Annotated in this window: 22 protein-coding genes and 1 other RNA gene; 21 read left to right on the top strand and 2 right to left on the bottom strand. The window is 27.1% G+C overall.

Annotation, left to right across the window (positions count from 1 at the left end):
- The first annotated feature begins 2 nt into the window (after positions 1–2).
- The 12 genes from lspA (at position 3) to BQ2505_RS02585 (ending at position 10,834) form a co-directional block, all read left to right on the top strand.
- A complete protein-coding gene (gene lspA / locus BQ2505_RS02645) occupies positions 3–467 on the top strand; it encodes a signal peptidase II (RefSeq protein WP_074016254.1) in 465 nt (154 codons plus the stop codon).
- A complete protein-coding gene (gene glyQ, locus BQ2505_RS02640) occupies positions 464–1,336 on the top strand; it encodes a glycine--tRNA ligase subunit alpha (RefSeq protein WP_074016253.1) in 873 nt (290 codons plus the stop codon). The genes lspA and glyQ overlap by 4 nt, the downstream gene beginning before the upstream one ends.
- A gap of 80 nt (positions 1,337–1,416) precedes the next feature.
- A complete protein-coding gene (gene glyS, locus BQ2505_RS02635; protein WP_074016252.1) occupies positions 1,417–3,477 on the top strand; it encodes a glycine--tRNA ligase subunit beta in 2,061 nt (686 codons plus the stop codon).
- Positions 3,478–3,491: 14 nt separating this feature from the next.
- On the top strand, positions 3,492–4,046 hold the full coding sequence (folE, locus tag BQ2505_RS02630) for a GTP cyclohydrolase I FolE (protein ID WP_074016251.1): 555 nt from the start codon (positions 3,492–3,494) through the stop codon (positions 4,044–4,046).
- 58 nt (positions 4,047–4,104) lie between these two features.
- Positions 4,105–4,929 carry a 2-amino-4-hydroxy-6-hydroxymethyldihydropteridine diphosphokinase gene (gene folK / locus BQ2505_RS02625; protein WP_074016250.1) on the top strand — a complete coding sequence of 275 codons (825 nt, stop codon included), beginning with the start codon at positions 4,105–4,107 and terminating at the stop codon, positions 4,927–4,929.
- On the top strand, positions 4,916–5,737 hold the full coding sequence (gene folP, locus BQ2505_RS02620; protein WP_074016249.1) for a dihydropteroate synthase: 822 nt from the start codon (positions 4,916–4,918) through the stop codon (positions 5,735–5,737). The genes folK and folP overlap by 14 nt, the downstream gene beginning before the upstream one ends.
- A 30-nt stretch (positions 5,738–5,767) precedes the next feature.
- Positions 5,768–6,115, top strand: a complete 348-nt coding sequence (locus BQ2505_RS02615) for a BMC domain-containing protein (protein WP_074016248.1) — start codon at positions 5,768–5,770, stop codon at positions 6,113–6,115.
- 20 nt (positions 6,116–6,135) lie between these two features.
- Complete coding sequence (locus BQ2505_RS02610; protein WP_074016247.1) at positions 6,136–6,573, top strand: EutP/PduV family microcompartment system protein; 438 nt, start codon at positions 6,136–6,138, stop codon at positions 6,571–6,573.
- Positions 6,563–7,141, top strand: coding sequence for an ANTAR domain-containing response regulator (locus BQ2505_RS02605; RefSeq protein ID WP_074016246.1), 579 nt, complete (start codon positions 6,563–6,565; stop codon positions 7,139–7,141). The genes BQ2505_RS02610 and BQ2505_RS02605 overlap by 11 nt, the downstream gene beginning before the upstream one ends.
- Position 7,142: 1 nt before the next feature.
- Entirely contained in the window at positions 7,143–8,531 is a 1,389-nt protein-coding gene (locus BQ2505_RS02600) for a sensor histidine kinase (protein ID WP_074016245.1), read from the top strand.
- Between the two features lie 861 nt (positions 8,532–9,392).
- Positions 9,393–10,334: a helix-turn-helix transcriptional regulator gene (locus BQ2505_RS02590; RefSeq protein WP_074016243.1), complete on the top strand. Its 942-nt coding sequence runs from the start codon at positions 9,393–9,395 to the stop codon at positions 10,332–10,334.
- 83 nt (positions 10,335–10,417) lie between these two features.
- Positions 10,418–10,834 carry a pyridoxamine 5'-phosphate oxidase family protein gene (locus BQ2505_RS02585; protein ID WP_074016242.1) on the top strand — a complete coding sequence of 139 codons (417 nt, stop codon included), beginning with the start codon at positions 10,418–10,420 and terminating at the stop codon, positions 10,832–10,834.
- 302 nt (positions 10,835–11,136) lie between these two features.
- On the opposite strand, the gene BQ2505_RS02580 is transcribed toward BQ2505_RS02585, so the two are convergent.
- Positions 11,137–12,900 carry a 1-deoxy-D-xylulose-5-phosphate synthase gene (locus tag BQ2505_RS02580; protein WP_074016241.1) on the bottom strand — a complete coding sequence of 588 codons (1,764 nt, stop codon included), beginning with the start codon at positions 12,898–12,900 and terminating at the stop codon, positions 11,137–11,139.
- 347 nt (positions 12,901–13,247) lie between these two features.
- Between BQ2505_RS02580 and BQ2505_RS02575 the strand changes: the two genes are divergently transcribed.
- From BQ2505_RS02575 to rnpB, 8 genes are all read left to right on the top strand, one after another.
- Positions 13,248–14,633 (top strand): sigma-54-dependent transcriptional regulator, encoded by a 1,386-nt coding sequence (locus BQ2505_RS02575; protein WP_074016240.1) that lies wholly within the window; start codon positions 13,248–13,250, stop codon positions 14,631–14,633.
- Between the two features lie 27 nt (positions 14,634–14,660).
- Complete coding sequence (locus tag BQ2505_RS02570) at positions 14,661–16,373, top strand: peptidylprolyl isomerase (RefSeq protein ID WP_074016239.1); 1,713 nt, start codon at positions 14,661–14,663, stop codon at positions 16,371–16,373.
- Positions 16,374–16,760: 387 nt separating this feature from the next.
- Positions 16,761–18,662: a DNA primase gene (gene dnaG / locus BQ2505_RS02565; protein WP_074016238.1), complete on the top strand. Its 1,902-nt coding sequence runs from the start codon at positions 16,761–16,763 to the stop codon at positions 18,660–18,662.
- 27 nt (positions 18,663–18,689) lie between these two features.
- The gene (rpoD, locus tag BQ2505_RS02560; RefSeq protein ID WP_074016237.1) at positions 18,690–19,940 is read left to right on the top strand and encodes an RNA polymerase sigma factor RpoD; all 1,251 of its coding nucleotides are present in this window, start codon (positions 18,690–18,692) and stop codon (positions 19,938–19,940) included.
- 17 nt (positions 19,941–19,957) lie between these two features.
- On the top strand, positions 19,958–20,785 hold the full coding sequence (locus tag BQ2505_RS02555; RefSeq protein ID WP_074016236.1) for a sigma-70 family RNA polymerase sigma factor: 828 nt from the start codon (positions 19,958–19,960) through the stop codon (positions 20,783–20,785).
- Positions 20,782–21,558: a Nif3-like dinuclear metal center hexameric protein gene (locus tag BQ2505_RS02550; protein ID WP_074016235.1), complete on the top strand. Its 777-nt coding sequence runs from the start codon at positions 20,782–20,784 to the stop codon at positions 21,556–21,558. Before BQ2505_RS02555 ends, BQ2505_RS02550 begins: the two co-directional genes overlap by 4 nt.
- 11 nt (positions 21,559–21,569) lie before the next feature.
- Entirely contained in the window at positions 21,570–22,151 is a 582-nt protein-coding gene (locus tag BQ2505_RS02545) for a hypothetical protein (protein ID WP_074016234.1), read from the top strand.
- 12 nt (positions 22,152–22,163) lie between these two features.
- An RNA gene (rnpB, locus tag BQ2505_RS02540) (RNase P RNA component class A) lies at positions 22,164–22,494 on the top strand.
- Positions 22,495–22,653: 159 nt separating this feature from the next.
- Here the strand turns inward: rnpB and BQ2505_RS02535 are convergent.
- A complete protein-coding gene (locus BQ2505_RS02535; RefSeq protein ID WP_074016233.1) occupies positions 22,654–23,418 on the bottom strand; it encodes an HAD-IIA family hydrolase in 765 nt (254 codons plus the stop codon).
- A gap of 466 nt (positions 23,419–23,884) precedes the next feature.
- Between BQ2505_RS02535 and rpsB the strand changes: the two genes are divergently transcribed.
- The gene (gene rpsB / locus BQ2505_RS02530) at positions 23,885–24,628 is read left to right on the top strand and encodes a 30S ribosomal protein S2 (protein ID WP_074016232.1); all 744 of its coding nucleotides are present in this window, start codon (positions 23,885–23,887) and stop codon (positions 24,626–24,628) included.
- Positions 24,629–24,638 lie beyond the last annotated feature (10 nt).

The following is a 24,638-nucleotide window of genomic DNA, read 5'->3' as shown; positions in this document are numbered from 1 at the left end:
CAATGATATACATATTTTTATTTTTAATACTATTGATAATAGATCAATACACTAAATATATAATAGATTCGGTTATGCATATAACCCAATCTATTCCCATAGTGGAAAATTTTTTCAATTTAACTTATGTTCAAAATAGAGGAATTGCTTTTGGATTATTTCAAGGAAAAATAGATGTAGTTACAATCTTTGCAATAGTAGCAGTAATATTTATTATGTTTTATTTCATAAAAAATTTAAAAAAAATTAGTTTTATTGAGAGAATTGCTTATACTATGATAGTTTCTGGTGCTATTGGAAATTTGATTGATAGAATATTCAGAGGCTATGTAATAGATATGCTAGATTTTAGAGGAATATGGCATTTTATATTCAATTTTGCTGATGTATGGATAAATATAGGGGTAATATTAATAATTGTAGAACATATATTTTTCGATAGAAAAAGAGGAGGAAATAAAAAATGACATTTCAAGAAATAATTTTTTCTTTACAACGATTTTGGAGCTCAAAAGGTTGTATAATAGGGAATCCTTATGACGTTGAAAAAGGAGCAGGGACATTTAACCCTAATACATTTTTGATGTCTTTAGGACCAGAACCATGGAATGTTGCTTATGTAGAACCATCAAGAAGACCAAAAGACGGTAGATATGGAGAAAACCCTAATAGAGTATATCAACATCATCAATTTCAAGTAATTATGAAACCATCTCCAACTAATATACAAGAAATGTATTTGGAAAGCTTGAGAGTTTTAGGAATAGAACCAGAAAAACATGATATAAGATTCGTTGAAGATGACTGGGAATCACCAACTTTAGGAGCTTGGGGACTTGGTTGGGAAGTTTGGTTAGATGGAATGGAAATAACACAATTCACATATTTTCAACAAGTTGGAGGATTAGAATTAGATATAGTTCCAGTTGAGATAACTTATGGACTAGAAAGATTGGCTCTTTACATTCAAAATAAAGAAAATGTCTATGATTTAGAATGGGCAAAAGGTGTAAAATACGGAGATATGAGATATCAATTTGAATTTGAAAATTCAAAATATTCATTTGAACTTGCTAGTCTTGATAAACATTTTAAATGGTTTGATGAATTTGAACAAGAAGCAAAATATATTTTAGAAAAAGGGTTGGTTTTACCAGCTTATGATTATGTTTTAAAATGTTCACATGTTTTTAATGTTTTAGATTCAAGAGGAGCTATTTCTACAACTGAAAGAATGGCATATATATTGAGAGTTAGAAATTTGGCTAGAAAATGTGCAGAAGTTTTTGTAGAAAACAGAAAAGCATTAGGCTACCCTCTTTTAAATAAAAAGTAAGGAAAATATTTTGTTTGTTAGATAACATCTAACTTATAGTAAAATATTTAGAGAAAAGAGAAAAAAGAGGAGGATATAAAGTGAAATTATTATTTGAAATAGGAATGGAAGAAATACCAGCAAGATTTTTAAATCAAGCTTTAACAGATTTAAAAAATAATTTTGAAAAAAAATTAACTACAAATAGAATAAAATTTGACGGAATAAAAACTTATGGGACACCAAGAAGATTAGTTTTAGTTGTTGATGAAGTTTCAGAAATGCAAGAAGAATTAAATGAGTTAAATATGGGACCATCAAAAGAAATAGCATATAAAGATGGAGTTTTAACAAAAGCAGGACTTGGTTTTATAAAAGGGCAAGGAGCAGAAGAAAGCCAAGTTGAACTAATTAAAACTGATAAGGGAGAATATATTGCTATTAGAAAATCCTCTAAAGGAGAAGCAACAGAAAAAATACTTCCTGAAATATTAAAATCTTTAGTTTTAGAAGAAACATTTCCAAAATCAATGAGATGGTCGGATAAAACTTTGAGATTTGCAAGACCAATTGAATGGTTTTTAGCTTTATATGGAGATAAAGTTATAGATTTTGAAATTGAGGGAATTAGAAGCTCAAATAAATCTAAAGGACATAGATTCTTTGGAAAAGAATTTGAAGTTGCAACAGCTGACGACTATTTGTTAAAAATCAAAGAAAATAATGTAATAATTGATATTGATGAAAGAAAACAAATGATAGAAAAGATGATTAATGAATCTTTAAAAGAAGATGAACAAGTAGTTATGGATAAAGGACTTTTAGAAGAAGTAACAAACTTAATTGAATATCCTTATCCTATTATAGGTTCTTTTTCTGAAGATTTCTTAGAAGTTCCACAAGAAGTTTTAATCATATCTATGCAAGTACATCAAAGATATTTTCCTATATTAAATAAAAAAGGGAAATTATTACCTAAGTTTGTTGTAATAAGAAATGGTATAGATTATTCAGAAAATGTTAAAACAGGAAATGAAAAAGTTTTATCTGCAAGACTTTCAGATGCTAGATTTTTCTATCAAGAAGATTTGAAAATTCCTTTAAAAAATAATGTTGAAAAATTAAAGACAGTAGTTTTCCAAAAAGACTTAGGAACTATTTATTCAAAAATTAAGAGAAGTGAAAAAATAGCTAATTTCTTAATAGAAAAACTTGGTTATGAATATAAAAAAGAAGATATATTAAGAACAGTAGAATTGGCTAAAGCTGATTTAGTGTCTAATATGATAGGAGAAAAAGAATTTACAAAACTTCAAGGATTTATGGGAGCTGATTATGCTTTAAAACTTGGAGAAAAAGATAGTGTTTCTCTTGGAATAAAAGAACATTATTATCCTAGATTCCAAGGAGATTTATTACCTAGTGGAATAGAAGGAATAATAGCAGGTATTTCAGATAGAATAGATACTTTAGTTGGATGCTTTGGAGTAGGATTAATTCCAACAGGTTCTAAAGATCCATTTGCATTGAGAAGATCAGCTCTAGGTATAGTTAATATAATTGTTAATTCATCATTGAATGTATCTTTAAAAGATTTAGTAAATGTATCTCTTGATACATTAGAAAAAGATGGAGTTTTAAAAGAAGATAGAGCTAAGACTGAAAAAGAAGTACTAGAATTTTTTAAACAAAGAATAATTAATATTTTCTCTGATATGAAATATAGAAAAGATATAATTAATTCAGTTTTAGATAAAGATTTTGATAATATTATAGATGCTCTTGATGTAGTAAAAGCAATAACAGAAAAACTTCAAAAAGAAAAATTTGTTAAACTTTTACAAACATTGAAAAGAATTGCAAATATTGTTAAAAATAATAAAACAAAAGAAGTTAATGAAAAATTATTCCAAAATGAATATGAAAAGACTTTATATGTATCTGCTAAAGATTTAGCAGTAGAAATTCAAGAAATTTTGAAAAATAAAGAATATTCAGAATATTTTGATAAATTGACTACAATTATACCTGCTATAGATAAATATTTTGAAAATACTATGGTTATGGATGAAAATAACGAAATTAAACAAAATAGAATCAATCAATTAACTTATATTTTAGAAATATTTGATAAAGTGGCTTATTTGAATAAGTTAGATTAAAACTTGGAGGGAAAATGGACTCAAAGAAGATAGAAAACGCTTTTTTTGAAGTAATAGATGCCTTAGAGGATAACAGTAAATATAAGGAAGAATTAAAAGAAACTCCTAAACGGATAGCCGATAGCTATAGAGAAATATTTGGGGGGATTGGAGTAGATCCTTTTTCTGTATTGAATAAAACTTATGAAGTTGTTAGTGATGACTTAATTATAGAAAAAAATATAGATTTTTATTCAATGTGTGAACATCATTTTCTACCTTTCTTTGGGACTATTTCCATAGCCTATATACCAAACAAGAAAATTTTTGGATTTGGAGATATAATAAAACTTATAGAAATTTTATCAAGAAGACCTCAACTGCAAGAAAGACTTACAGAAGAGATAGCTAGATATATTTATGAAATTTTAAACTGTCAAGGGGTTTATGTTGTTATTGATGCTAAACACTTGTGTATGACTATGAGAGGTCAAAAAAAAGAAAATACAAAAATTTTAACGACTTCTGTAAAAGGTGTGTTTGAAACTGATATTAATAAAAAACTTGAAGTTTTGACATTATTGAAATAAAAAGAAAGAGAAATTCATCAATTTGTATTTAATTTATTTTACTTAATGAGGAGTAGAAATGGATAAAATTTATATAAGAGATTTAGAATTTATAGGTTATCATGGAGTTTTTGAAGAAGAAAAAAAATTAGGACAAAAATTTTTTATAAACTTAGAGCTTACGACTAATTTAAGAGAAGCAGGCTTAAATGATGATATAACAAAAACAACTCATTATGGAGAAGTTTCAGAAAGTATAAAGAAAGTCTTTTTTCAAAAGAAATATGATTTGATAGAAACGTTAGCAGAAGATATTGCTAGAGAAGTATTAGTTAATTACCCTCTGGTAAATGAGTTAAAATTAGAAATAAAAAAACCTTGGGCTCCAGTAGGCTTACCTTTGAAAGAAGTTTCTGTTGAGATTACAAGAAAATGGACAGAAGTATATATCTCATTGGGCTCTAATATGGGAAATAAAAGAGAAAATCTTGAAAAAGCTATTAAAGAAGTAGCTAATATAAGAGATACTTTTATTATAAAGGAAAGTAAAATTATAGAGACAGAACCTTTTGGTTACAAAGAACAAGATGATTTTTTAAACTCTTGTATAGGAGTAAAAACTTTGCTTAGCTCCAGAGAAATTTTACAGGAATTACTTTCTATTGAAAAGAAAATGGGAAGAGAAAGAAAAATTAAATGGGGACCTAGAATTATTGATTTAGATATTATTTTTTATGGAAAAGAAGTTATAGAAGAAGATGACTTGATAGTACCTCATCCATATATGGAATATAGAGAATTTGTTTTGAAACCTTTGGAAGAAATAATACCTAATTTTGTTCATCCTTTACTTTCAAAGAGAATTAGTACACTTAGAAAGGAGCTTGAAAATGAAAAAAATTAGTTGTGGAAATAAAGAAATTATTTTGGGCGAAAGAACTTTAGTAATGGGAATTCTAAATGTTACACCTGATTCATTTTCAGATGGAGGTAAGTATAATAATTTAGATGCTGCTATGAAACAAGCAGAAAAACTTATCTCAGATGGAGCAGATATAATAGATGTTGGTGGAGAATCGACACGACCAGGGCATATACAAATAAGTTCAGAAGAAGAAATTTCAAGAGTTGTACCTATAATAGAAAAAATTTCTAAAAATTTAAATACAATAATATCAATAGATAGTTATAAATATAATGTGGTTGAAGAGGCTATAAAAGTTGGTGCAAATATCGTAAACGATATTTGGGGCTTACAATATGATAATGGAGAAATGGCACAGATTGTAAAAAAATATAATTTGCCTTTAATAGCTATGCATAATCAAAATGATGAAATCTATAAAAAAGATATAATTTTATCTATAAGAGATTTTTTTGAAGAAACTTATAAAATAGCAGATAAATACGAAGTAGATAGAAATAAAATAATTTTAGATCCAGGTTTGGGATTTGGGAAGAATGCTGAGCAAAATATAGAAGTTTTATCTAGATTAAATGAAATTAGGGATATGGGTCCTATATTATTAGGAGCCTCTAAAAAAAGATTTATAGGAAAACTTCTAAATGATTTACCTTTTGATGAAAGAGTAGAAGGAACTGTTGCAACGACAGTAATAGGTATTGAAAAAGGAATTGATATTGTGAGAGTTCACAATGTTTTAGAAAATAAAAGAGCTTGTTTAGTTGCAGATGGGATTTATAGGAAATAGAATAGTAACAAGTAAGGAGTAATAACAAAAATGGAAATGAACAAACAAAGAGTAGTGCAAGAATATGTACCAGGGAAGCAAGTAACACTTGCACATTTAATAGCAAATCCAGATAAAGATATGTGTATAAAATTAGGATTAGATGAAGAAAGAACTAATGCTATTGGAATACTTACAATAACACCTGGAGAAGCTGCTATAATAAGTGCCGATGTAGCTATAAAGTCTGGAAGTATAGAGTTAGGATTTTTAGATAGATTTAGTGGAACACTTTTATTAGTGGGAGATTTTGCTAGTGTAGAGTCTTCTTTAAAAGCAGTATTAGAATTTTTACAAAATACATTAAAATTCTATGTTTGTGAAATTACAAAATCATAGATTTTTGAAGAGGTTACAAAATGAAAAAAATAATGTTAATAGGAAAAACTGGTTGTGGAAAAACAACTCTAACTCAAAAATTAAATAATGAAGAAGTTAAATACAAAAAAACACAAGCAGTTTCTTATAAGAGTAAAGTAATAGATACACCTGGAGAGTATGTTGAAAATAAAGTATATTACAAGTCATTGCTAGTTCTTTCGTCTGATGCAAAAATGATAGTAATGGTGCAATCTTCAATAGATGAATCAACATTATTTCCACCAAAATTTGCAACTATGTTTCCTAGAAAGGAAGTAATTGGAGTTATTACAAAAGTAGACCTAGAAAACTCCAATGCAGAAAGAAGTGAAAAAATATTAAGAGAGGCAGGAGCAACAGAAATATATAGAATTGGACTAAATGATAGTGAAGGTTTAGAAGCTATTAGAAAAAGGTTGGGGTTAGATGAAGCTTAGAGTTGTTGTTGTGGAAGATGAAACACTAACAAGAATAGACCTTATAGAAATATTAAAAGAAAATGGATATGATGTTGTAGGAGAAGTTTCTGATGGAATAGAAGCTGTTGAAGTGTGTAAAAAGATGCAGCCTGATATAGTTTTATTAGATATAAAGATTCCATACATTTCAGGTTTGAAAGTAGCAAATATTTTAAAAGAAGAGGGTTTCACAGGTTGCGTGGTAATACTTACAGCCTATAATATTGCTGAATATATAGAAGAGGCTTCTAATAGTATAGTCATGGGATATATTTTAAAACCAATAGATGAGCCTATTTTTATTGAAAGGCTTAAAATGATATATAAAAATTTTAAGCTATATAGTGACTTGAAAAAAGAAGTTGAGGAAACTAAAAAGAAACTAGAAGAAAGAAAAATTGTTGAAAGAGCCAAAGGAATAGTTATGGCAAAATATACTCTTTCTGAGGAAGAGGCGTATAAAAAAATTAGAGATTTAAGTATGCAGAAAAGAATAAGTATGTATAAGTTATCAGAAATAATTATAATGACAGGAGGTCTTGAGTAAAGTGCTAAGATTACTTTGTAAAATTTGTGCCACTTTAACTCCATCTGATATAGATATAGTAGAACAAATGTCTAATGTAGCTACAATACTTAGTAACATTTTGGATATGGACGTATTTTTGGACTGCCCAACAAAGAAAAATGAAGAAGCTATGGTAGTATTCCATGCAAGACCAGAAAAAAATAGTTTATACAGCAAAAATATTTCTGGTGAAATAGCATATAGGCTAGATGAACCAGCAGTTTTTAGGACATTTGAAACAGGATTACCCTCAAGAAACTACAAGGCTATCACTCAAGAAAAAGCTAATGTTTTACAAAATATTTTACCTATATTTAATTCTTTAGATGAGGTGATTTGTACTATAATAATAGAGTATAGTGAGCAGCAAAAAGAGTTTTTTGAAAAGGAATATGACAAAAAAGCAGCTGGAATATTGATGGGACAAATAGATAGTCTGAAAGATAGGGTAACAGAGTACATCAATGATGGGATAATAATTTTTAATAAAAATGGTTATTCAACATATGCTAATAAAGTTGCAAAGAGTTTGTATGAAAAATTAGGGGTAACCTCTATAACAGGTCAAAGTTTTGAAAATTTATATTTTGAGAGAGCTAAATATAACGACATAATTAAAAACCCAGATGAGTATCAACAAAAAGAAGTTAAAATATTAGATTTTATTTTAAATGTACAATGTTTAGTAAGTAAGATAAACGAAGATGTAAAAAGAGTAACTTTAATTATAAAGGACATTACAGAAGAAAAAAAATATGAAGAAGAGCTTAAAATAAAAACAGTTTTTATTAAAGAAATTCATCATAGAGTTAAAAATAATTTACAAACAGTTGCAAGTTTGCTTAGAATACAAAAAAGAAGAGTTAAAAGTCTTGAAACTAAAAAGATTTTAGATGAAACTATTAATAGAATTTTAAGTATAGCAATAACTCATGAGATTTTATCTGCTACTGGAATAGAAAATATTTCTATAAAACAAATATTGGATATTTTATGTAAAAATTATTTTAAGAATAATATAGATAGGTCTAAAAAAATAGATTTTGAAATAGTTGGAGATGAATTTTTTATTAGCTCTGATAAAGCAACTTCAGTAGCTCTAGTAGTGAATGAAATAGTACAAAATGCAACTGAACATGCTTTTGTAACAAGAGATAGTGGGAAAATTGATATAACTATAAAAAAAGGAGAAAAAAGTTCAAAAATTACTGTTTCTGATAACGGTATTGGTATGAAAGCAACAGAAAATAATGATAGTATGGGACTTTTAATTATAAGTTCATTAGTCAAAGATAAATTAAAAGGAAATTTAGAAATTAAGAGCCAAAAAGATATTGGAACAACAATAGAATTTGATTTTAAAAATTAAAAAGATAAAAAAGACCCTTGACATCTGTGTTTATTGAGTTCATAAAACTTATATAGATGTCAAGTTTTTTTATTTTGGTTATTTGGGTTATTTGTCAAATAGTATTGATGAAAAAGTTTAGACTATCACTTAGTATAATTAAGAGAATTTTTGAGAATAAAAACTTGAAAATTTTCTTCAATAATATTTCTTCTTCTACATTAAGCTTTGATATAGTATTTCTGACTACTTCAATCATCATCTCAATAATCTTTTCAACATCAACACTTTCAACAATAATATTATCTACAAAGTGTCCAACATAAAAAAAAGAGCAAGTGTTTTTTTCTTGTCTGCCTGTTCTAAATATTTTTCATGTTTTTTTCTTATATATCTACTTACTAACTTTAACCTTTTGTCCGTTGAAATAAAGATAATATTCTTTTGGGATTTTATTTCTTCCATTTTTTTGCCTGTATTTTTAGACAAAAAAAGAGGACTTCCGCACAATAATAGGTCCTCTGAAATGGAAGAAAGTTACTCTTTTTCTATATTTCAAATTTGATTTTTTATAATAATTACCAGTATTAAAAAGGTCAATTGTTATTTTCTATATGAATAACAGACTTTAAATAATACATTGTAATTCCCCATTACTGCTTAATCTATTTTTATTCCTCTCATGATTACCCTCACTAAGAAATCTACACTACTTTTTAAGAATTGTTAACTTAAAACAACTTCATTATTGCTTATTGGTTGCAAGACTAATTTTGTCAAATATTGTTCCACAATATTACTTCTTATATTTTTCTTTCACTTATAGTATAATGTATAAAAGTTTCAAAATATGATACCTTTATATTTATAGGAGATGTTTGAATGAATAAATCAGAGCGACTTAATGATATGATGATATATTTAAATAATAAGAGCTATTTTAACTTAACAGATTTGATGGAAAAATATAATATCTCAAGAAGCACTGCAATCAGAGATATTCAATCTTTAGAACAGATTGGAATGCCAATATTTTCGGAATATGGCAGGTATGGAAGATATGGAATTTTAAAAAATCGATTACTTTCACCCATTATTTTTACCACAGATGAAATGTATGCGATGTACTTCTCCATGCTGACACTAAAAGAATATCAATCCACCCCTTTTAATTTAGATCTACAGAAATTAAAACTGAAATTTGAATCCTGTATCTCTAAAGAACATAAGTTGAATTTGAGCAGAATGGAAACAGTATTCAGCTTTAAAGCTTTAAAGCAAGTGAATAATTGTCCATTTTTGAAGGATATATTGTATTTATCAATTAACTATTCTGTATGTGATATTACTTATAAAAGTAAAAATAATGATTATAAATATACCGTACAATTTTTGAATATATCTACATCGTTTGGTCAATGGTATGTGACAGTATATAATTATGATAATGACAAAATGCAAGTATTTCGTTGTGATAAAATTCTTTCTTTATCTATCAATGAAAATAAGAAACCTGTTGACAACTATAGAATTGAAACCTTGAAAAAAAATAATTTCAAAGAAAAAAAATCTACGGATTTTGAAGTAAATATAACAGAAAGAGGTGTGGATTTATTTATAAAAGAAAATTATCCATCAATGGCATTAGTTTGGTGTAATAATGCACCGGTTATTAGAGGATACTATAACAAAAATGAAGAAGATTTTATCTCGAGTTACTTTTCCGTTTTTGGAAAAGAAATTATTTCAATTAATCCACCTGAGTTAAAGGAATTGATTATTAAAAAAATAGAAGATAATATAACTTACATTAAATCTCTTTAAATTTGTAACTGAATTTTAAAGGTTTCACAATTTGATACTTTTATTCTGTATAATTAAATTATATAAAAAGGAGGTCTTCTTAAATGAATGCAAAAACAGAATTTTTGAAAATTATGGCTGAACAAACAGAAATAGCCTTAGCAACATCTGTAGATAATATTCCAAATGTGAGAATAGTAAATTTTTATTTTGAGCCGACTGAAAATATAATTTACTTTTCGTCTTTTAGAGGAAATGATAAAATCAAAGAAATAAAATCGAATCCATATGTGGCATTTACTACAATTCCTCACTCAGGAAATGAACATGTCAAGGCTAAAGGCATAGTTCAAAAAAGTTTAAAAACTATTTTTGATGTTGCTGAGCAATTTATTGCTAAAGTTCCGGATTACAAAGATACTATAGAATATGCGGGAGAATCCTTGATTTTATTTGAAATAAGATTTGATACGGTTATAGTTACAAAGGATTTAGGGACAATCAAAACATTAAAGCTATAATTTGGAACATATTTATCAAGATTAAGTTCTAAAAATTAATAAAATCTTTGAGAGTATAGAAAAAACTCTGTAAATATTTAAAAGAATAGTCTTCTACAATAGAATATAAAATATCGTAGGAGGCTATTTTTATTATATAGGAAAGTATAAAGTTTAATAGCAAAATTAGTCTCTGACACCCGTATTACTCTGGAGAGCATTTCGGTGAACTCGGAAGAGTCATACGGCTGTCAGGAGACTTTATTTAGTTAAAAAAGTATATAAAAAATGATAAGAATATTACTTTTGTATGTTATTAACTCTTATTTGTCTGTTAGATTTAATAAATCTTCAAGTATTAGTTCTTTTTTTAGTCTATTTATCTTCAATAATTCACTAATATTAACTTTATCTAAGAATTCTTTTTTTAGACCATAGTTTAATACTTTAACATTTGAATTTCCATAAAATCTAGCAATTTTTTCTCCAAAACCACCATCTAAAACTCCATCTTCAAGAGTAACGACTAGGTCATGTTCTCTTTTTAAGTCTTCTAACATTTCAGTATCTATTCCACTTGCATAAATTGGATTTATAACAGTAAGATTAATACCTGTTTTTTCTTCATACAGCTTAGCAACTTGTTCTCCTAGTTGATAGAAAGTTCCAAGTCCAATAATAGCAATTTTTTTTCCTTGTTGCTTCATTTCAAAAGTATTCAATTTAGAAAAATCTTTTTTAAATTCTTTTCCTGTTGACACCATATTTCCACCTGGAATTCTAATTACAACCGGATATTTTTCTTGCTCTATTGCCCATTCTAACATTGCAAGATGTTCTTCTTTAGTAGAAGGAGCAAGATAGACTATATTAGGAATATTGCTTATTAGGGGTATATCAAACCAACCTAAGTGAGTAACATCAGTCATTCCAATAGCTCCACCATAATAAATGATAAAAGTAGCAGGATTATTATTTATTGCTAAATCTTGTGATAATTGGTCATAAGTTCTTTGAATAAAACTACTAACAACTCCAAAAATTGGTTTAGCTCCTTTTGAAGCCATACCAGATGCAATAGCAACTGCTGTTTCTTCAGCTATACCGACATCTATGAATTGAGAACCAACTTCATCTCTAGTTTTTTTGTTAAATCCTAATGTTCCAGGAGTTCCTGCTGTTATAAGTACAACTTTTTTATCTTCTTTCATTTTTTTTAGTAGATATTCTCTTGTAACTTTGGTATAATTCTCAGAGTTATTTTTTGATTTTGGTTCCATTGTTTCTAAATCAAAAGGCATTACATAATGCCAAGGTTCTTTATCTATTTCTGCTTGTTTATATCCTTTACCTTTTTGAGTAGAAATATGAACAACTATTGGTTGTTCAATATCTTTAACTTTTTGAAAAGCCTCTATTACTCGTTCAATATCGTTTCCGTCTTTAACATATATATAGTTAAGTCCCATAGCTTTAAATAAATTAGTTTCTGCTGTTCCATCAGTATCTCTTAATAATTTTAAATTTTTATACAGCCCACCATGATTTTCAGCTATTGACATATCATTATCATTTACTACTATAATAAAATTAGAATTTAATTCACTACCTGCAAAATTTAATCCTTCAAGAGCTTCTCCACCACTTAGAGAACCATCTCCAATTATAGCAATGATATTTTCTGTTTCTCCTTTAACATCTCTTGCTTTAGCAAGTCCTAAAGCTAAACTAATAGAAGTAGATGTGTGACCTAATATAAAATGATCGTGTTCACTTTCATATTGATTGCTATATCCAGTAACGTCATCAAAATGTTTTTCATCAATAAAAGCTTCTTTTCTTCCTGTAATTATTTTATGTGGATAAGTTTGGTGAGATACGTCAAATACAAACTTATCTTTTGGAGAATTAAATACATAATGTAGAGCTATCGTAGTTTCAACTATTCCTAAGTTAGGACCAAAGTGTCCTCCGTATACGGCATCTCTTTTTATGATAGTGTCTCTAATTTCTTGGGCTAATTCTCTCATCTCGTTAAAATTTAATTTCTTTATGTCTTCTGGTTTATTAATTTTTTCTAAAAGCATTCCTTTCTCCTTGCTATATATTTTTTTTAAATGATATAAATTATTTAATAGTATAATTTTATCTTATATAAGAAAAAATGCAAATATTTTTATTCTATAGGAAAGTATAAAATTAAATAAAAAAAATTAGTCTCTTGACAGCCGTATGAGTTCTACGAGCTCAATGAAGATAGGCTCTTCGAAATAATACGGACGTCAGAGACTTTATTTATAATAATTTAAATAATAAATTAAAAGTAATTTAATGGATAATAAATAAAAAATCTTGAAATTATACACATAATCGGTTATAATACAAAATGATAACAAATAAAAAAAATGCTTTGTTTTAGAAAAGGAGGATAAATATGAAAAATGCAATATTAGCAATTTCTGAAAAGAAAGAAGTACTAAAACAAATAAGAAAAGAGTTGGCTGAAAAATATGAGGTTATAACATTCAATAATTTATTAGATGCAATAGATATGGTTAGAGAAAGTGATTTTGATCTGATTCTTTTAGATAACAATTTAGAAGGTTTATCTATAGAAGAAGCTAAAAAGAAGTTGGAAAGTATAGGAAAGGAATTTGTAACTATAGCTTTAGTTGATGAGTATAACAATGATATTTATAAAACAATAGAAAATTCAGGAGTTTTTGCTATTTTAAATAAGCCTTTAAAAATAGAAGACTTAGATGCAATATTATTACCATCATTAAAAGGTTTAGAATTAAAGAAAGAAAATAGAAGACTAGAAGATAAAATAAGTATACTAGAAGAAGATACAGATATCATTGGTCAATCTATGAAAATAAAAGAAGTAAGAAATCTTATAGAAAAAATAGCTGACAGTGATTTGCCAGTTCTTATAGTTGGAGAAACTGGTACAGGAAAAGACATCATAGCTAAAGAAATTCATAAGAAAAGTGAAAGAAATAAAGGAAAATATTCTCAAATAAGTTGTGCTTTATTTCCTGGAGAATTAATTGAAAGAGAAATGTTCGGTTATGAAAGAGGAGCTTTTTTAGGAGCAAATGCAAGTAAGAAAGGACTACTTGAAGAAATAGATGGTGGAACTATATACATAGAAGATATAGCTAAAATGGATATAAAAGTTCAATCAAGATTTTTAAAAGCAATAGAATATGGTGAATTTAAAAGAGTTGGTGGGACTAAAGTTAGAAAAACTAATGTTAGATTCATAGTTGGAACAGATATAGATTTAAAAGTTGAAACTGAAAAAGGAAAATTCAGAAAAGATTTATATCATAGATTAACAGCATTAACAATAGAAGTTCCTCCTTTGAGAGAAAGAAAAGAAGATATTCCAGTATTAGCAAATTACTTTTTAAATAAAATAGTAAGAATACTTCACAAAGAAACACCAGTTATTTCTGGAGAAGCTATGAAATTTTTAATGGAATATTATTATCCAGGAAATATAATGGAATTGAAAAATTTAATAGAAAGAATGGCTTTATTATCTAAAGATAAAATATTAGATGTTGAACAACTACCTTTAGAAATAAAAACTAAATCAAATATAGTTGAAAATAAAACAGTTATTGGGGTAGGACCATTAAAAGAAATCTTAGAACAAGAAATATATAGTTTAGAAGAAGTTGAAAGAGTTGTTATAGCTATAGCTCTTCAAAAAACTAGATGGAATAAGCAAGAAACTTCTAAAATACTTGGTATAGGAAGAACAACTTTATATGAAAAAATTAGAAAATATGGTTTAGATATAAAATAATGAAAATTAAAAGTGAGGAATCTTAAAATGTCAATTAGAAAATTTCGTAAACAAATGAAACCTTTTATTATTGTTTTAACAGTTGTCTTTATATTATCTTTAGCATACAGTGGATATGAAAGTTTTAGAAAAAGTAGAGCTGATAAAAAAGCACAAGAAGCAATGCTTTTAAATGCTGATTATGTACAAAAGATTGATATAGAGAGAGCAAAACAAGAATTAAATAACACATATAAAGAAGGTGTAGATAAATCAATAATAGATATACTTGCATTCAATGATGTTATTGAAAAAAATCTAACATTACATCTTGCTAAAGATTTAAAAATAAAAGTACCTAGCTCAGAAATAGATAAACAATATCAAGAATTAGAAGCTTCTATGGGAGATAAAGAACAATTTAAAAGAATGCTTCAAGTTCAAGGTCTTACTAAAGATTCTTTAAAGAAAAAAATTGAAGAAAATTTATTAATTCAAAAGACTATTGAACAATTCTCTAAGGATATTAATCCAACAGATGAAGAACTTAATAGTTACATAGCACTTCATTCATTAGTGAATGCTGATAGAGCAAAAGTGCTAGAAAGCTATAAATTTGAAAAAGGTGCTGAAAAATATAGAATTGAATTAGGAAAAGCTAAAAAAGCTATGACAATAAAAGAATTGGCTCCTGAGTATGAAGCTCTAGTAGAAAAAACTTCTTATGAAGAAGAAGGATTTGCTATAACAAATTTAGATTTAGCGAAGGCTACAATCCAAGTAATGTTATCAAAGAAAACAACTAAAGAAGAAGCTGAAAAAGAAGCTAAACAAATAATATCTAATCAAATAAAAGTAGCAAAAATTGCAAAAGAAAAAGGTGTTTCAGTTGATGAAAACTTAGATATGCTATCTCAATTACAAGAGTATTTGCTAGGTTTATCAAAAAAAGTAGGGGAAGATGTAAAACCTACTGATAAAGAATTAAGAGAGTTTTTTGAAAGATACAAAAATAGATATGATATTTTACCTTCTGCAGATGCAAAATTAACATTTATAAATGTAAAACCATCTAAAGAAGATGAAAATTTATCTAAACAAAAAGCAGAAAAAGTATTGGCTGAAGTAACAACTCAAAATTTTGAAAAAAAAGGAAATGAGTTAAAAGCTACTGGAGAATATGTATATGAAGATTTAGGAACTTTCCAAACAGGAATGATGGTAAAAGAATTTGAAGAAGCTGTAAAAGATGCTCCAAGTAATTCAATAGTAAAGAAAGTTGTAAAAACTGGATACGGATACCATGTAATTTTTGTTAGAGAAAATGATTCTAAAAATTCAAAATGGACAGCATCTCATATAATGGTTCCAACTAAACCTTCAGAAAGTACAATAAAGGCTAAAATGGATAAATTAAATAAAGTTAAATCTGATGTAGAAGCTGGAGTTATAGCATTTAATGATAAAATAGACGAAGATGTTATTCAAAATATAGAAGTTAAAGATGTTTCTCCAGACGGAAATATTCCTAATGTTGGATATAGCCCAGAAATAGCTAAAGCTATTTTTGAAGCTCCTTTGAATAGTATAAAGATAATAAATAATTTTGGACCAACACCTACTAAATATACAATATTATTAGTTCAAAAGACTAAAGAAGTGAAACCAGAATTAGCCAATTTTGAAAAATCAAAAGAACAAGTAAAAATTGACTATATTAATTTAAAAGTTGCAGAATATATGGCAAAACTTTTTAAATAATAACAAAAAAATAATTTAAAAAAGGGACTGTTGTGAAGTTTAAAATATGAAATTAAAAATAGTTTGTTATAAGTAGATTTTTATAAATAAAATCTGAGAAGATAACTCTTTAATTTTTTAATTTTAATAGATGCAATAGCCCTTTTTATTCTATAGGAAAGTAAAAAATTAAATAGTAAAATTAGTCTCTGACGTCCGTATTACTCTGGAGAGCATTTCGGTGAGCTCGGAAGAGTCATACGGCTGTCAGGACACTTTATTTATTCTCTATGGAGAAATCTAAAAATAATAGAAAAATTGAACTTTAATGTTAGTCTTAATAAGAAATATATCTTTGTTGAAGCTATAAAATTTATATAGCTATTTATAAAAAAAGAAGGAGGAGAGATGTATTATAAACCGGAAGATGTAGATAAGTTATTAGATACAGTTGCAATACAAGATGTTGTTGGAGAGTTTGTAGACTTAAAGAAATCAGGTTCTAGTTATAAAGGGTTATGCCCCTTTCATGCAGATACAAATCCTTCTTTTTCAGTAAATCCAGAAAAAAGAGTTTGTAAATGTTTTGTATGTAATAATGGTGGTAATGCAATATCATTTTATTCTAAATATAAAAAAATACCATTTTATGAAGCTGTGAAGGAGTTAGCAAGAAAATATAAAGTCAATATAAAGCCACAAAAAGACAATTCTAATGTTGATGAGTATGAGAAATTTTATGAGATTATGGAAGAAACTCATCGTTTTTTTATGGAAAATATATTCAAAAATGAAGCTAGGGGAGCTCTAAATTATCTTTCTAGTAGAGATATTGATACAAATCTCATAAAAGAACATCAACTAGGTTATGCTTCAGCTAAATGGTCTGATTTATATGAATTTTTAACTTTAAAAGGTTATACAGAAGAAGATTTATTAGTTTTAGGTCTTATTAAGAAAAATGATAACGGAAATATTTATGATACTTTTAGAAATAGAATTATTTTTCCAATATTTTCAAATCATGGAAGAGTAATAGCTTTTGGAGGAAGAACATTAGAAAATAATAAGGAAATTCCTAAGTATATAAATTCTCCAGATACTCCCATATTTAAAAAAGGTAAAAACTTATACGGATTAGAAAGAGCTCCTATTATAAAAAATAAAGACTATTGTATATTGATGGAAGGATATATGGATGTCCTTTCAGGAGTATTATATGATTTTGATACAAGTATTGCTCCCTTAGGAACAGCTTTAACTGTTGAACAAGCAAGTTTATTAAAGAGATATACAGCTAATGTTTTTCTATCTTTTGATATGGATAAGGCAGGAGTTTCAGCAACAGAAAGAGCAGGCCTGATTTTAAAAGAACAAGGATTTAATATAAGGGTATTACAATTTGAAGGAAGTAAAGACCCAGATGAGTTTTTAAAGAAAAATGGTAAGGAAGCATTTATAGAAGTTGTAAAAAAATCTCAAGAGATATTTGATTTCTTGTATAAAACTTATTCGAGCGAATATGATTTGGAAAACCCATTAGCTAAACAACATTTTATAGAGAGATTTTCACCTTTCTTTTCTGTAGTGGCTAATCCTATTGAAAGAGAAACATATTTAAAAAATTTATCGTCAAAGACAGGGATTAGTTTTGAAAGCTTGTTTGATCAACTTGTTAAAAATAATAAAGAGAACACAAAACATTATTTTCAGGAAGAAATTAAAAAGGAAAAAAGAAAAGAAAAACAAGAAGAAAGATTTTCCAGTCAAGATAGAGAAAGTCAAAATTTAGAAATTGCTATATCTAAATTGTTGTTATTAAAACCTAAATATTATAAGTTTTTTGATGAAAAAATGAGTAATGGTTTTATTTTAAAAAAAGTTTTTGAATTTTTTTCAAAAAAAATAAAGGAAGATAATGATTTAGGTAGTAATAATATAATAAAGGATTTCAATATATTTATAGAAGAAGATAATGATTTAACCCTTAGTGAAAGAGAAGATATACTAGGAATATTAAATATAAAGTGCTCTATGGAGAACGATAGAGATATAGAAGATGAAAAAAATAATATAGAAACCATGAAGAGTTATTTTAGAAATAGAAGAGATCAAGAAATAGAAAAAGGTGATTTAAGTCTTCAAAGAAAACATAATTGGAATCTTTTTTTTGACGAGATAAATTTTGTCTTTGTGGAAGAAAACAGAAGAGTTGGGAAAAAAAATGTAAAAAAAGTAAGAACTAATATGAGTTTTGATGAGTTAGTGATAATTTTTGAAAAATATAAATATCTTTTTCAAGAAAATTAAAGTTTAAAGTTATTTAAGGGAGGTAGCATGAAAGAATTATTAAAGAAAGAAAAAGTTCGTGCATTAATTAACAAAGCAAAAGAGGATAAGATAACTTATGAAGAAATTAATGAAGAATTAAAAGATGACTTTCCTATTGAAAAAATAGAAAAACTTATACATACAATAATAGAAACTGGTGGAAAAATTGTAAGTAAAAGTCAACTTGAAGAAGAGGATGAAGAAGAAGAATTAGATGAATTTGATGAACACGAAGAAGAACATAAAGATTCAGATGATTATATAGAACATGAAGATGATATACTTGATGAAGAAGAAGAAGATGAAGATAAGGTTGATGAAGATACAGAACATTTTTTTGATGATGAGTTTAACCCAGACTATGTTGAAGATATAAGTGAAGATGAACTTACTGATGAAAAACTTTTAAATTTAGGTGGAAGTACAAAAGTTGATGAACCTATAAAAATGTATTTGAGGGAAATAGGACAAGTTCCATTGTTATCACATGAACAAGAATTGGAGTTTGCAAAAAGGGCTTATGATGGAGATGAGTATGCAAAAAATCAACTAACAGAAGCGAATTTAAGATTAGTCGTAAGTATTGCTAAAAAACATACAAATAGAGGATTAAAACTTCTTGATTTAATTCAAGAAGGTAATATTGGTTTGATGAAAGCAGTTGAAAAGTTTGAATATACAAAAGGGTATAAGTTTTCAACATATGCAACTTGGTGGATAAGACAAGCTATAACAAGAGCAATAGCAGATCAAGGTAGAACAATAAGAATACCTGTTCATATGATAGAAACAATAAACAAAATAAAGAAAGAATCAAGAATTTATTTACAAGAAACTGGGAAAGATGCTACTCCTGAAATATTAGCTGAAAGATTAAATATGGAAGTTGAAAAAATTAAAGCAATACAAGAAATGAACCAGGAACCTATATCTTTAGAAACTCCAGTTGGAAGTGAAGAAGATAGTGAGCTTGGAGATTTTGTTGAAGATCAAAAAACAACAAGTCCATATGAAGCAACTAATAGAGCTATACTTAGAGAAGAGTTGGATAGTGTGTTAAAAACTTTAAGTCAAAGAGAAGAAAAAGTATTAAGACTTAGATTTGGATTAGATGATAGCTCACCAAAAACTTTAGAAGAAGTTGGGAAAATATTCAATGTTACTAGAGAAAGAATAAGACAAATAGAAGTAAAAGCTATTAGAAAATTAAGACACCCAAGTAGAAAGAAAAAACTAGAAGACTTTAAGGTGGATTAATAATTAGGAGGAGTATTTTGAAAATTTTAGAGTTTGAAAATTTTTTACAAAAAAATAGAGATATAGATATTGAAGAATTGAAAAAATATGTTTTAGAACATTCTAAAAATTTGGAATTATATCCTATTCAAAAAGGTAGAAAATTAACAGAAGAAGAAATAGAATATGAGTATATAGATTTATTAATAACAGAAACTTTGGAGAATTTAAAAGATGACATTTGCACTTGTGAACATGATTGTGGTGTTGACGATTGCTGTGGAACAAGGGTTGAAAAAAATTTAAAAAAAGTTTATGAAATAGGGCTACATATGTTGAAAGATGGAATATCATACACCGATTTAACTCAAGAAGGTTTTATAGGAATGATGACAGCTGATAGTTTATTTGATGATGATAAGGATTTTAAAAAATATAAAGACTATTTCATAGTTAGAGAAATGTTTAATTACATTGATGACTATGCTAATTATAGAAAAGCTGGATATAAAAATTTTGCTGAAAGTGAAATAGATAAAAGTGGACATTCTAAAGTATCTTTAAAAGATAAAAGTAAGTCAGATGAGTTGAGAAAACTTGAAAAAGAAAATGAAGAAAAAAAGATTGAAGAAATGAGAAAACTTGAAAAAACAGTTGAAAATCTTTTTGATTATTCTAACATAAAATATAGATTAAGGGAAAGAGAAATACAGGCTTTGACACTATACTTTGGTTTAGATGGACATAGAAAAAGAGATATTTTAGAAGTTCAAAAAATCATGAATATGAAACAAGAAGAACTTGATAATCTTTTAAAAGATGGACTTTTCAAATTATCGGTTGTAGATGAAAGAGTTGAACTATGAAAACTAGAGAAATTATAAAAATAATTGAAAAAAAATTCCCTAGAGAAAATGCTGAAGACTGGGATAATATCGGACTTTTAATAGGAGATTACGACAAAGAAGTCCAAAAAATTCAGTTTTCTATAGATGCAACTTTAGAAGTCATAGATAATGCAATAAAAGAAAAAGTTGATATGATTATTACTCATCATCCTATTATATTTAAAGCTATAAAGGAAATAAATGAGCAAACTGTTTTAGGTAAAAAAATAAGAGCTTTAATAAAAAATGATATAAATGTTTATAGTATTCATACAAATTTAGATTCTACGATTGATGGGTTGAATGACTATGTTTTAAAAAAATTAGAAATTGAAGAGAGTAAAATTCTAGATTTGGATAAAGAAAAAAATTGTGGAATAGGAAGAGTTTTTAAACTAAAAACACCAATATCGTTATTAAAATATTCAGATTTTGTAAAAGAAAAATTAGGTATTTCAAATTTGAGAGTGATTACAAATGATTTAGATACAGAGATAAAAAAAGTTGTCTTAATCAATGGTTCAGCTATGAGTTATTGGAGAAAGGCTAAAAAAGAAAATATTGATTTATTTATAACCGGAGATGTTTCTTATCATGATGCTTTAGATGCAAAAGAAGCTGGTTTAAGTGTTATAGATTTTGGACATTATGAAAGTGAAAACTTTTTTTCTGATATTTTAGTCAAAGAATTGAAAGCAACTGGATTGAATTTTATAGTTTTTAATAGTGAGCCAGTGTTTAAATTTTTATAAATGGAGAGATTATGAAAAAAATATTAGCAATATTTCTATTTTTATTAATTTCAATTTTATCTTTAGCAAATGTTAATGACAATTTGAATTTATTAAAAGATGATGATAAGAAAGAAATTAATGAAAAAATAGAACAAATAAAAAAAGAGAAAGATGTTACAGTCTTTGTGAATACATTATACATGGAGGAAAGTTTTGTAGTTTCAGATCCGGAGAGAGCTTTAATTTTGAATTTAAAAAAATCTAATGATGAAAAATATAATGTTGAAGTCTCTTTCAGTAAGGATATAGATGTTGATGATTATCAAGAAGAGATGAATAATTTGCTAAATGAAACTGCAATCTTGCTTGAAAGAAAAGAATATACAAAGTATATATTAACTATACTTGATGGTGCAACAGCAATTTTACAAGAAGTTAATATAGATCCTTTAAATCAGATGACAATGACTAAAGAGCAAAAAGATGGGAAAGATGTTTCTATATGGCCAATTTTATTAATAATGGTACTTGTAGGAATTGGATATAAAGGTTATACTGTATATGAAGAAAAAAGAGCTAACAAAAGAGATTCTAATGAAAAAAATGATTAGGTAGAATGAGTAATGGTATTCGAGTTAATTGCTGTATTTTACAGAGGAAAGTCCGGGCTTCACAGAGCAAAAGGGTAGCTAACGGCTACTAAAGGAAACTTTAAGGAAAGTGCCACAGAAAATAAACCGCCATTATGGTAAGGGTGAAAAGGTGGTGTAAGAGACCACCAGTTTTTTAGGAGACTAAAAAAGCTAGGTAAACCCCCTTTGAAGCAAGACTAAATAGGAAAGTGATAGGAGTTGCTCGCTCTCTTTCAGGGTAAGTCGCTAGAGATTATAAGTAATTATAATTCGAGAAAAATAATTAACAAATACAAAACCCGGCTTATTGAATGCCAAAATAAAAAAACACACAGTATAATTTTAACTGTGTGTTTTTTTACTCTATAGGAAAGTATAAAAATAAATAATGAAAATTAGTCTCTGATATCCGTATTAGTTCGAAGAGATTGTATTTATTGTTCTCGTAGAACTCATACAGCTGTCAAGAGACCAAGAGACTTTATTTAGATATAAGTTCTCTTAAATTTTTTACAACACGATTAGGGTAAATTTTTAACTTTTCTATATCTTTTTCAGTATGGACACCTGAACAAACCATTATAGTTTCAATTTTAGCATCATAACCTAATTTTATATCAGTTTCTAGATTATCTCCTATTAAAATTACTTGATCTTTAGTTAATTTTTTTTCTTTTAAAAAAATATCTAAAATTATTTCATAAGGTTTTCCAACTTTTATAGCAGTTTTTCCTGAAGAATACTCAAGCATATTTACAATAGCTCCATTACCTATATCAAAAGTTTCATTATTAGAAAGTAGTCTATCTGTGTTGGTAGCTATAAAAGTAGCACCATTTAAAAGACAATGTAAAGCTGAGCTATATTTTTTGTAATCAGCATTTTTGTCTAAACCAACAAATAAAAAGTTAGCATCATTTTCAACAAATTCAAAATTCTCATCTAAAAGAGCTTCTTCAAGTCCACTCTCACCTATCATAAAGCATTTTCTTTCAGAATAATTTTGAGCAACATATTTTGCCGCAGCAATAGCTGATGTAAAAAATTGCTCTTCTCTAATATTTTTAAATCCTAGATTAAGCATATGCTCTTTTGCTTGTTTTTTAGTTCTAGTTGCATTGTTAGTGAGAAATATATGAGGAATGTTATTGTTATTTAAATATTCAATAAATTCACGAGCACCATCAATATTTGTATTTCCACTATACATAGTGCCATCTAAGTCTATAAGATAAGTTTTAGTCATTATTCTCCTCCGTTTTTTTGATTCTATATGAAAGTATAAATTTAAATATTAAAATTAGTCTCTTGATAGCCGTATGAGTTCTACGAGCTCAATGAATACAGGCTCTTCGAACTAATACGGACGTCAGAGGCTTTGTTTATTAAATTAAATAGCAAAGTAAAAATTAAGCTTGATATTCGTATTAACTTAGATAGTTTATATAATTGAGTTTCTAAAGCTCATAAAAATATCAATAATTAACTAAGTTTATATTATCCCATTGCAGAAAAAATATCAAGAAAAATATTGTAAAAATCAAGCAGTACTATAGTTTTTTATTTGACAAAACTTAAAAAAAATGCTAGAATTGTCAATGGATTAAATAATCACAACAATTATTTCTAAGCAGGGTGGTCTTGAATAGATTGCTTAGTTTTGAGATTGTTGGAAGTATAACCAAATTTCAATTTATTTTAGGAGGAAAAAAATGTCAGTTGTATCAATGAAACAATTATTAGAAGCAGGAGTTCACTTTGGGCATCAAGCAAAAAGATGGAATCCAAAAATGAAAAAGTATATTTTCACAGAAAGAAATGGTATTCATGTAATTGATTTACACAAATCTTTAAAGAAAATAGAAGAAGCATACGAAGAAATGAGAAAAATAGCTGAAAACGGAGGAAAAGTTTTATTTGTTGGAACAAAGAAACAAGCTCAAGAAGCTATAAAAGAACAAGCTGAAAGATCTGGAATGTACTATGTAAATAGTAGATGGCTAGGTGGAATGTTAACAAACTTCTCTACAATTAAAAAGAGAATTGAAAGAATGAAAGAATTAGAAAGAATGGATGCAGATGGAACTTTAGATTCTGATTACACTAAAAAAGAAGCAGCAGAATTTAGAAAAGAATTATCTAAACTTTCTAAAAACTTATCAGGAATAAGAGATATGGAAAAAGCTCCAGATGCAATATATGTAGTAGACGTAAAAATGGAAGAATTATCTGTAACTGAAGCTCACTTATTAGGAATTCCTGTATTTGCTATGATAGATACAAATGTAGATCCAGATTTAATAACTTACCCAATTCCAGCAAATGATGATGCTATAAGATCAGTAAAATTAGTTACATCTGTTATAGCTAATGCAATAGTTGAAGGAAATCAAGGTAAAGAAGTAGTAGAACCTCAATCAGAAGAAGTTTCTGTTGAAGAAGGATCAGCTGAATAATAATATATAG

Origin of the sequence: Fusobacterium massiliense (assembly GCF_900095705.1) — a bacterium.
In the GTDB taxonomy this organism is placed as follows: Bacteria; Fusobacteriota; Fusobacteriia; order Fusobacteriales; family Fusobacteriaceae; genus Fusobacterium; species Fusobacterium massiliense.
This window is presented reverse-complemented; position numbering and strand designations above follow the sequence as displayed.

Coding starts and splice junctions, on each gene's coding strand:
- lspA (WP_074016254.1), top strand. CDS start 3: ATGATATACATATTTTTATTTTTAATACTATTGATAATAGATCAATAC.
- glyQ (WP_074016253.1), top strand. CDS start 464: ATGACATTTCAAGAAATAATTTTTTCTTTACAACGATTTTGGAGCTCA.
- folE (WP_074016251.1), top strand. CDS start 3,492: ATGGACTCAAAGAAGATAGAAAACGCTTTTTTTGAAGTAATAGATGCC.
- folK (WP_074016250.1), top strand. CDS start 4,105: ATGGATAAAATTTATATAAGAGATTTAGAATTTATAGGTTATCATGGA.
- folP (WP_074016249.1), top strand. CDS start 4,916: ATGAAAAAAATTAGTTGTGGAAATAAAGAAATTATTTTGGGCGAAAGA.
- BQ2505_RS02615 (WP_074016248.1), top strand. CDS start 5,768: ATGGAAATGAACAAACAAAGAGTAGTGCAAGAATATGTACCAGGGAAG.
- BQ2505_RS02610 (WP_074016247.1), top strand. CDS start 6,136: ATGAAAAAAATAATGTTAATAGGAAAAACTGGTTGTGGAAAAACAACT.
- BQ2505_RS02605 (WP_074016246.1), top strand. CDS start 6,563: ATGAAGCTTAGAGTTGTTGTTGTGGAAGATGAAACACTAACAAGAATA.
- BQ2505_RS02590 (WP_074016243.1), top strand. CDS start 9,393: ATGAATAAATCAGAGCGACTTAATGATATGATGATATATTTAAATAAT.
- BQ2505_RS02585 (WP_074016242.1), top strand. CDS start 10,418: ATGAATGCAAAAACAGAATTTTTGAAAATTATGGCTGAACAAACAGAA.
- BQ2505_RS02580 (WP_074016241.1), bottom strand. CDS start 12,900: ATGCTTTTAGAAAAAATTAATAAACCAGAAGACATAAAGAAATTAAAT.
- BQ2505_RS02575 (WP_074016240.1), top strand. CDS start 13,248: ATGAAAAATGCAATATTAGCAATTTCTGAAAAGAAAGAAGTACTAAAA.
- BQ2505_RS02570 (WP_074016239.1), top strand. CDS start 14,661: ATGTCAATTAGAAAATTTCGTAAACAAATGAAACCTTTTATTATTGTT.
- dnaG (WP_074016238.1), top strand. CDS start 16,761: ATGTATTATAAACCGGAAGATGTAGATAAGTTATTAGATACAGTTGCA.
- rpoD (WP_074016237.1), top strand. CDS start 18,690: ATGAAAGAATTATTAAAGAAAGAAAAAGTTCGTGCATTAATTAACAAA.
- BQ2505_RS02550 (WP_074016235.1), top strand. CDS start 20,782: ATGAAAACTAGAGAAATTATAAAAATAATTGAAAAAAAATTCCCTAGA.
- BQ2505_RS02545 (WP_074016234.1), top strand. CDS start 21,570: ATGAAAAAAATATTAGCAATATTTCTATTTTTATTAATTTCAATTTTA.
- BQ2505_RS02535 (WP_074016233.1), bottom strand. CDS start 23,418: ATGACTAAAACTTATCTTATAGACTTAGATGGCACTATGTATAGTGGA.
- rpsB (WP_074016232.1), top strand. CDS start 23,885: ATGTCAGTTGTATCAATGAAACAATTATTAGAAGCAGGAGTTCACTTT.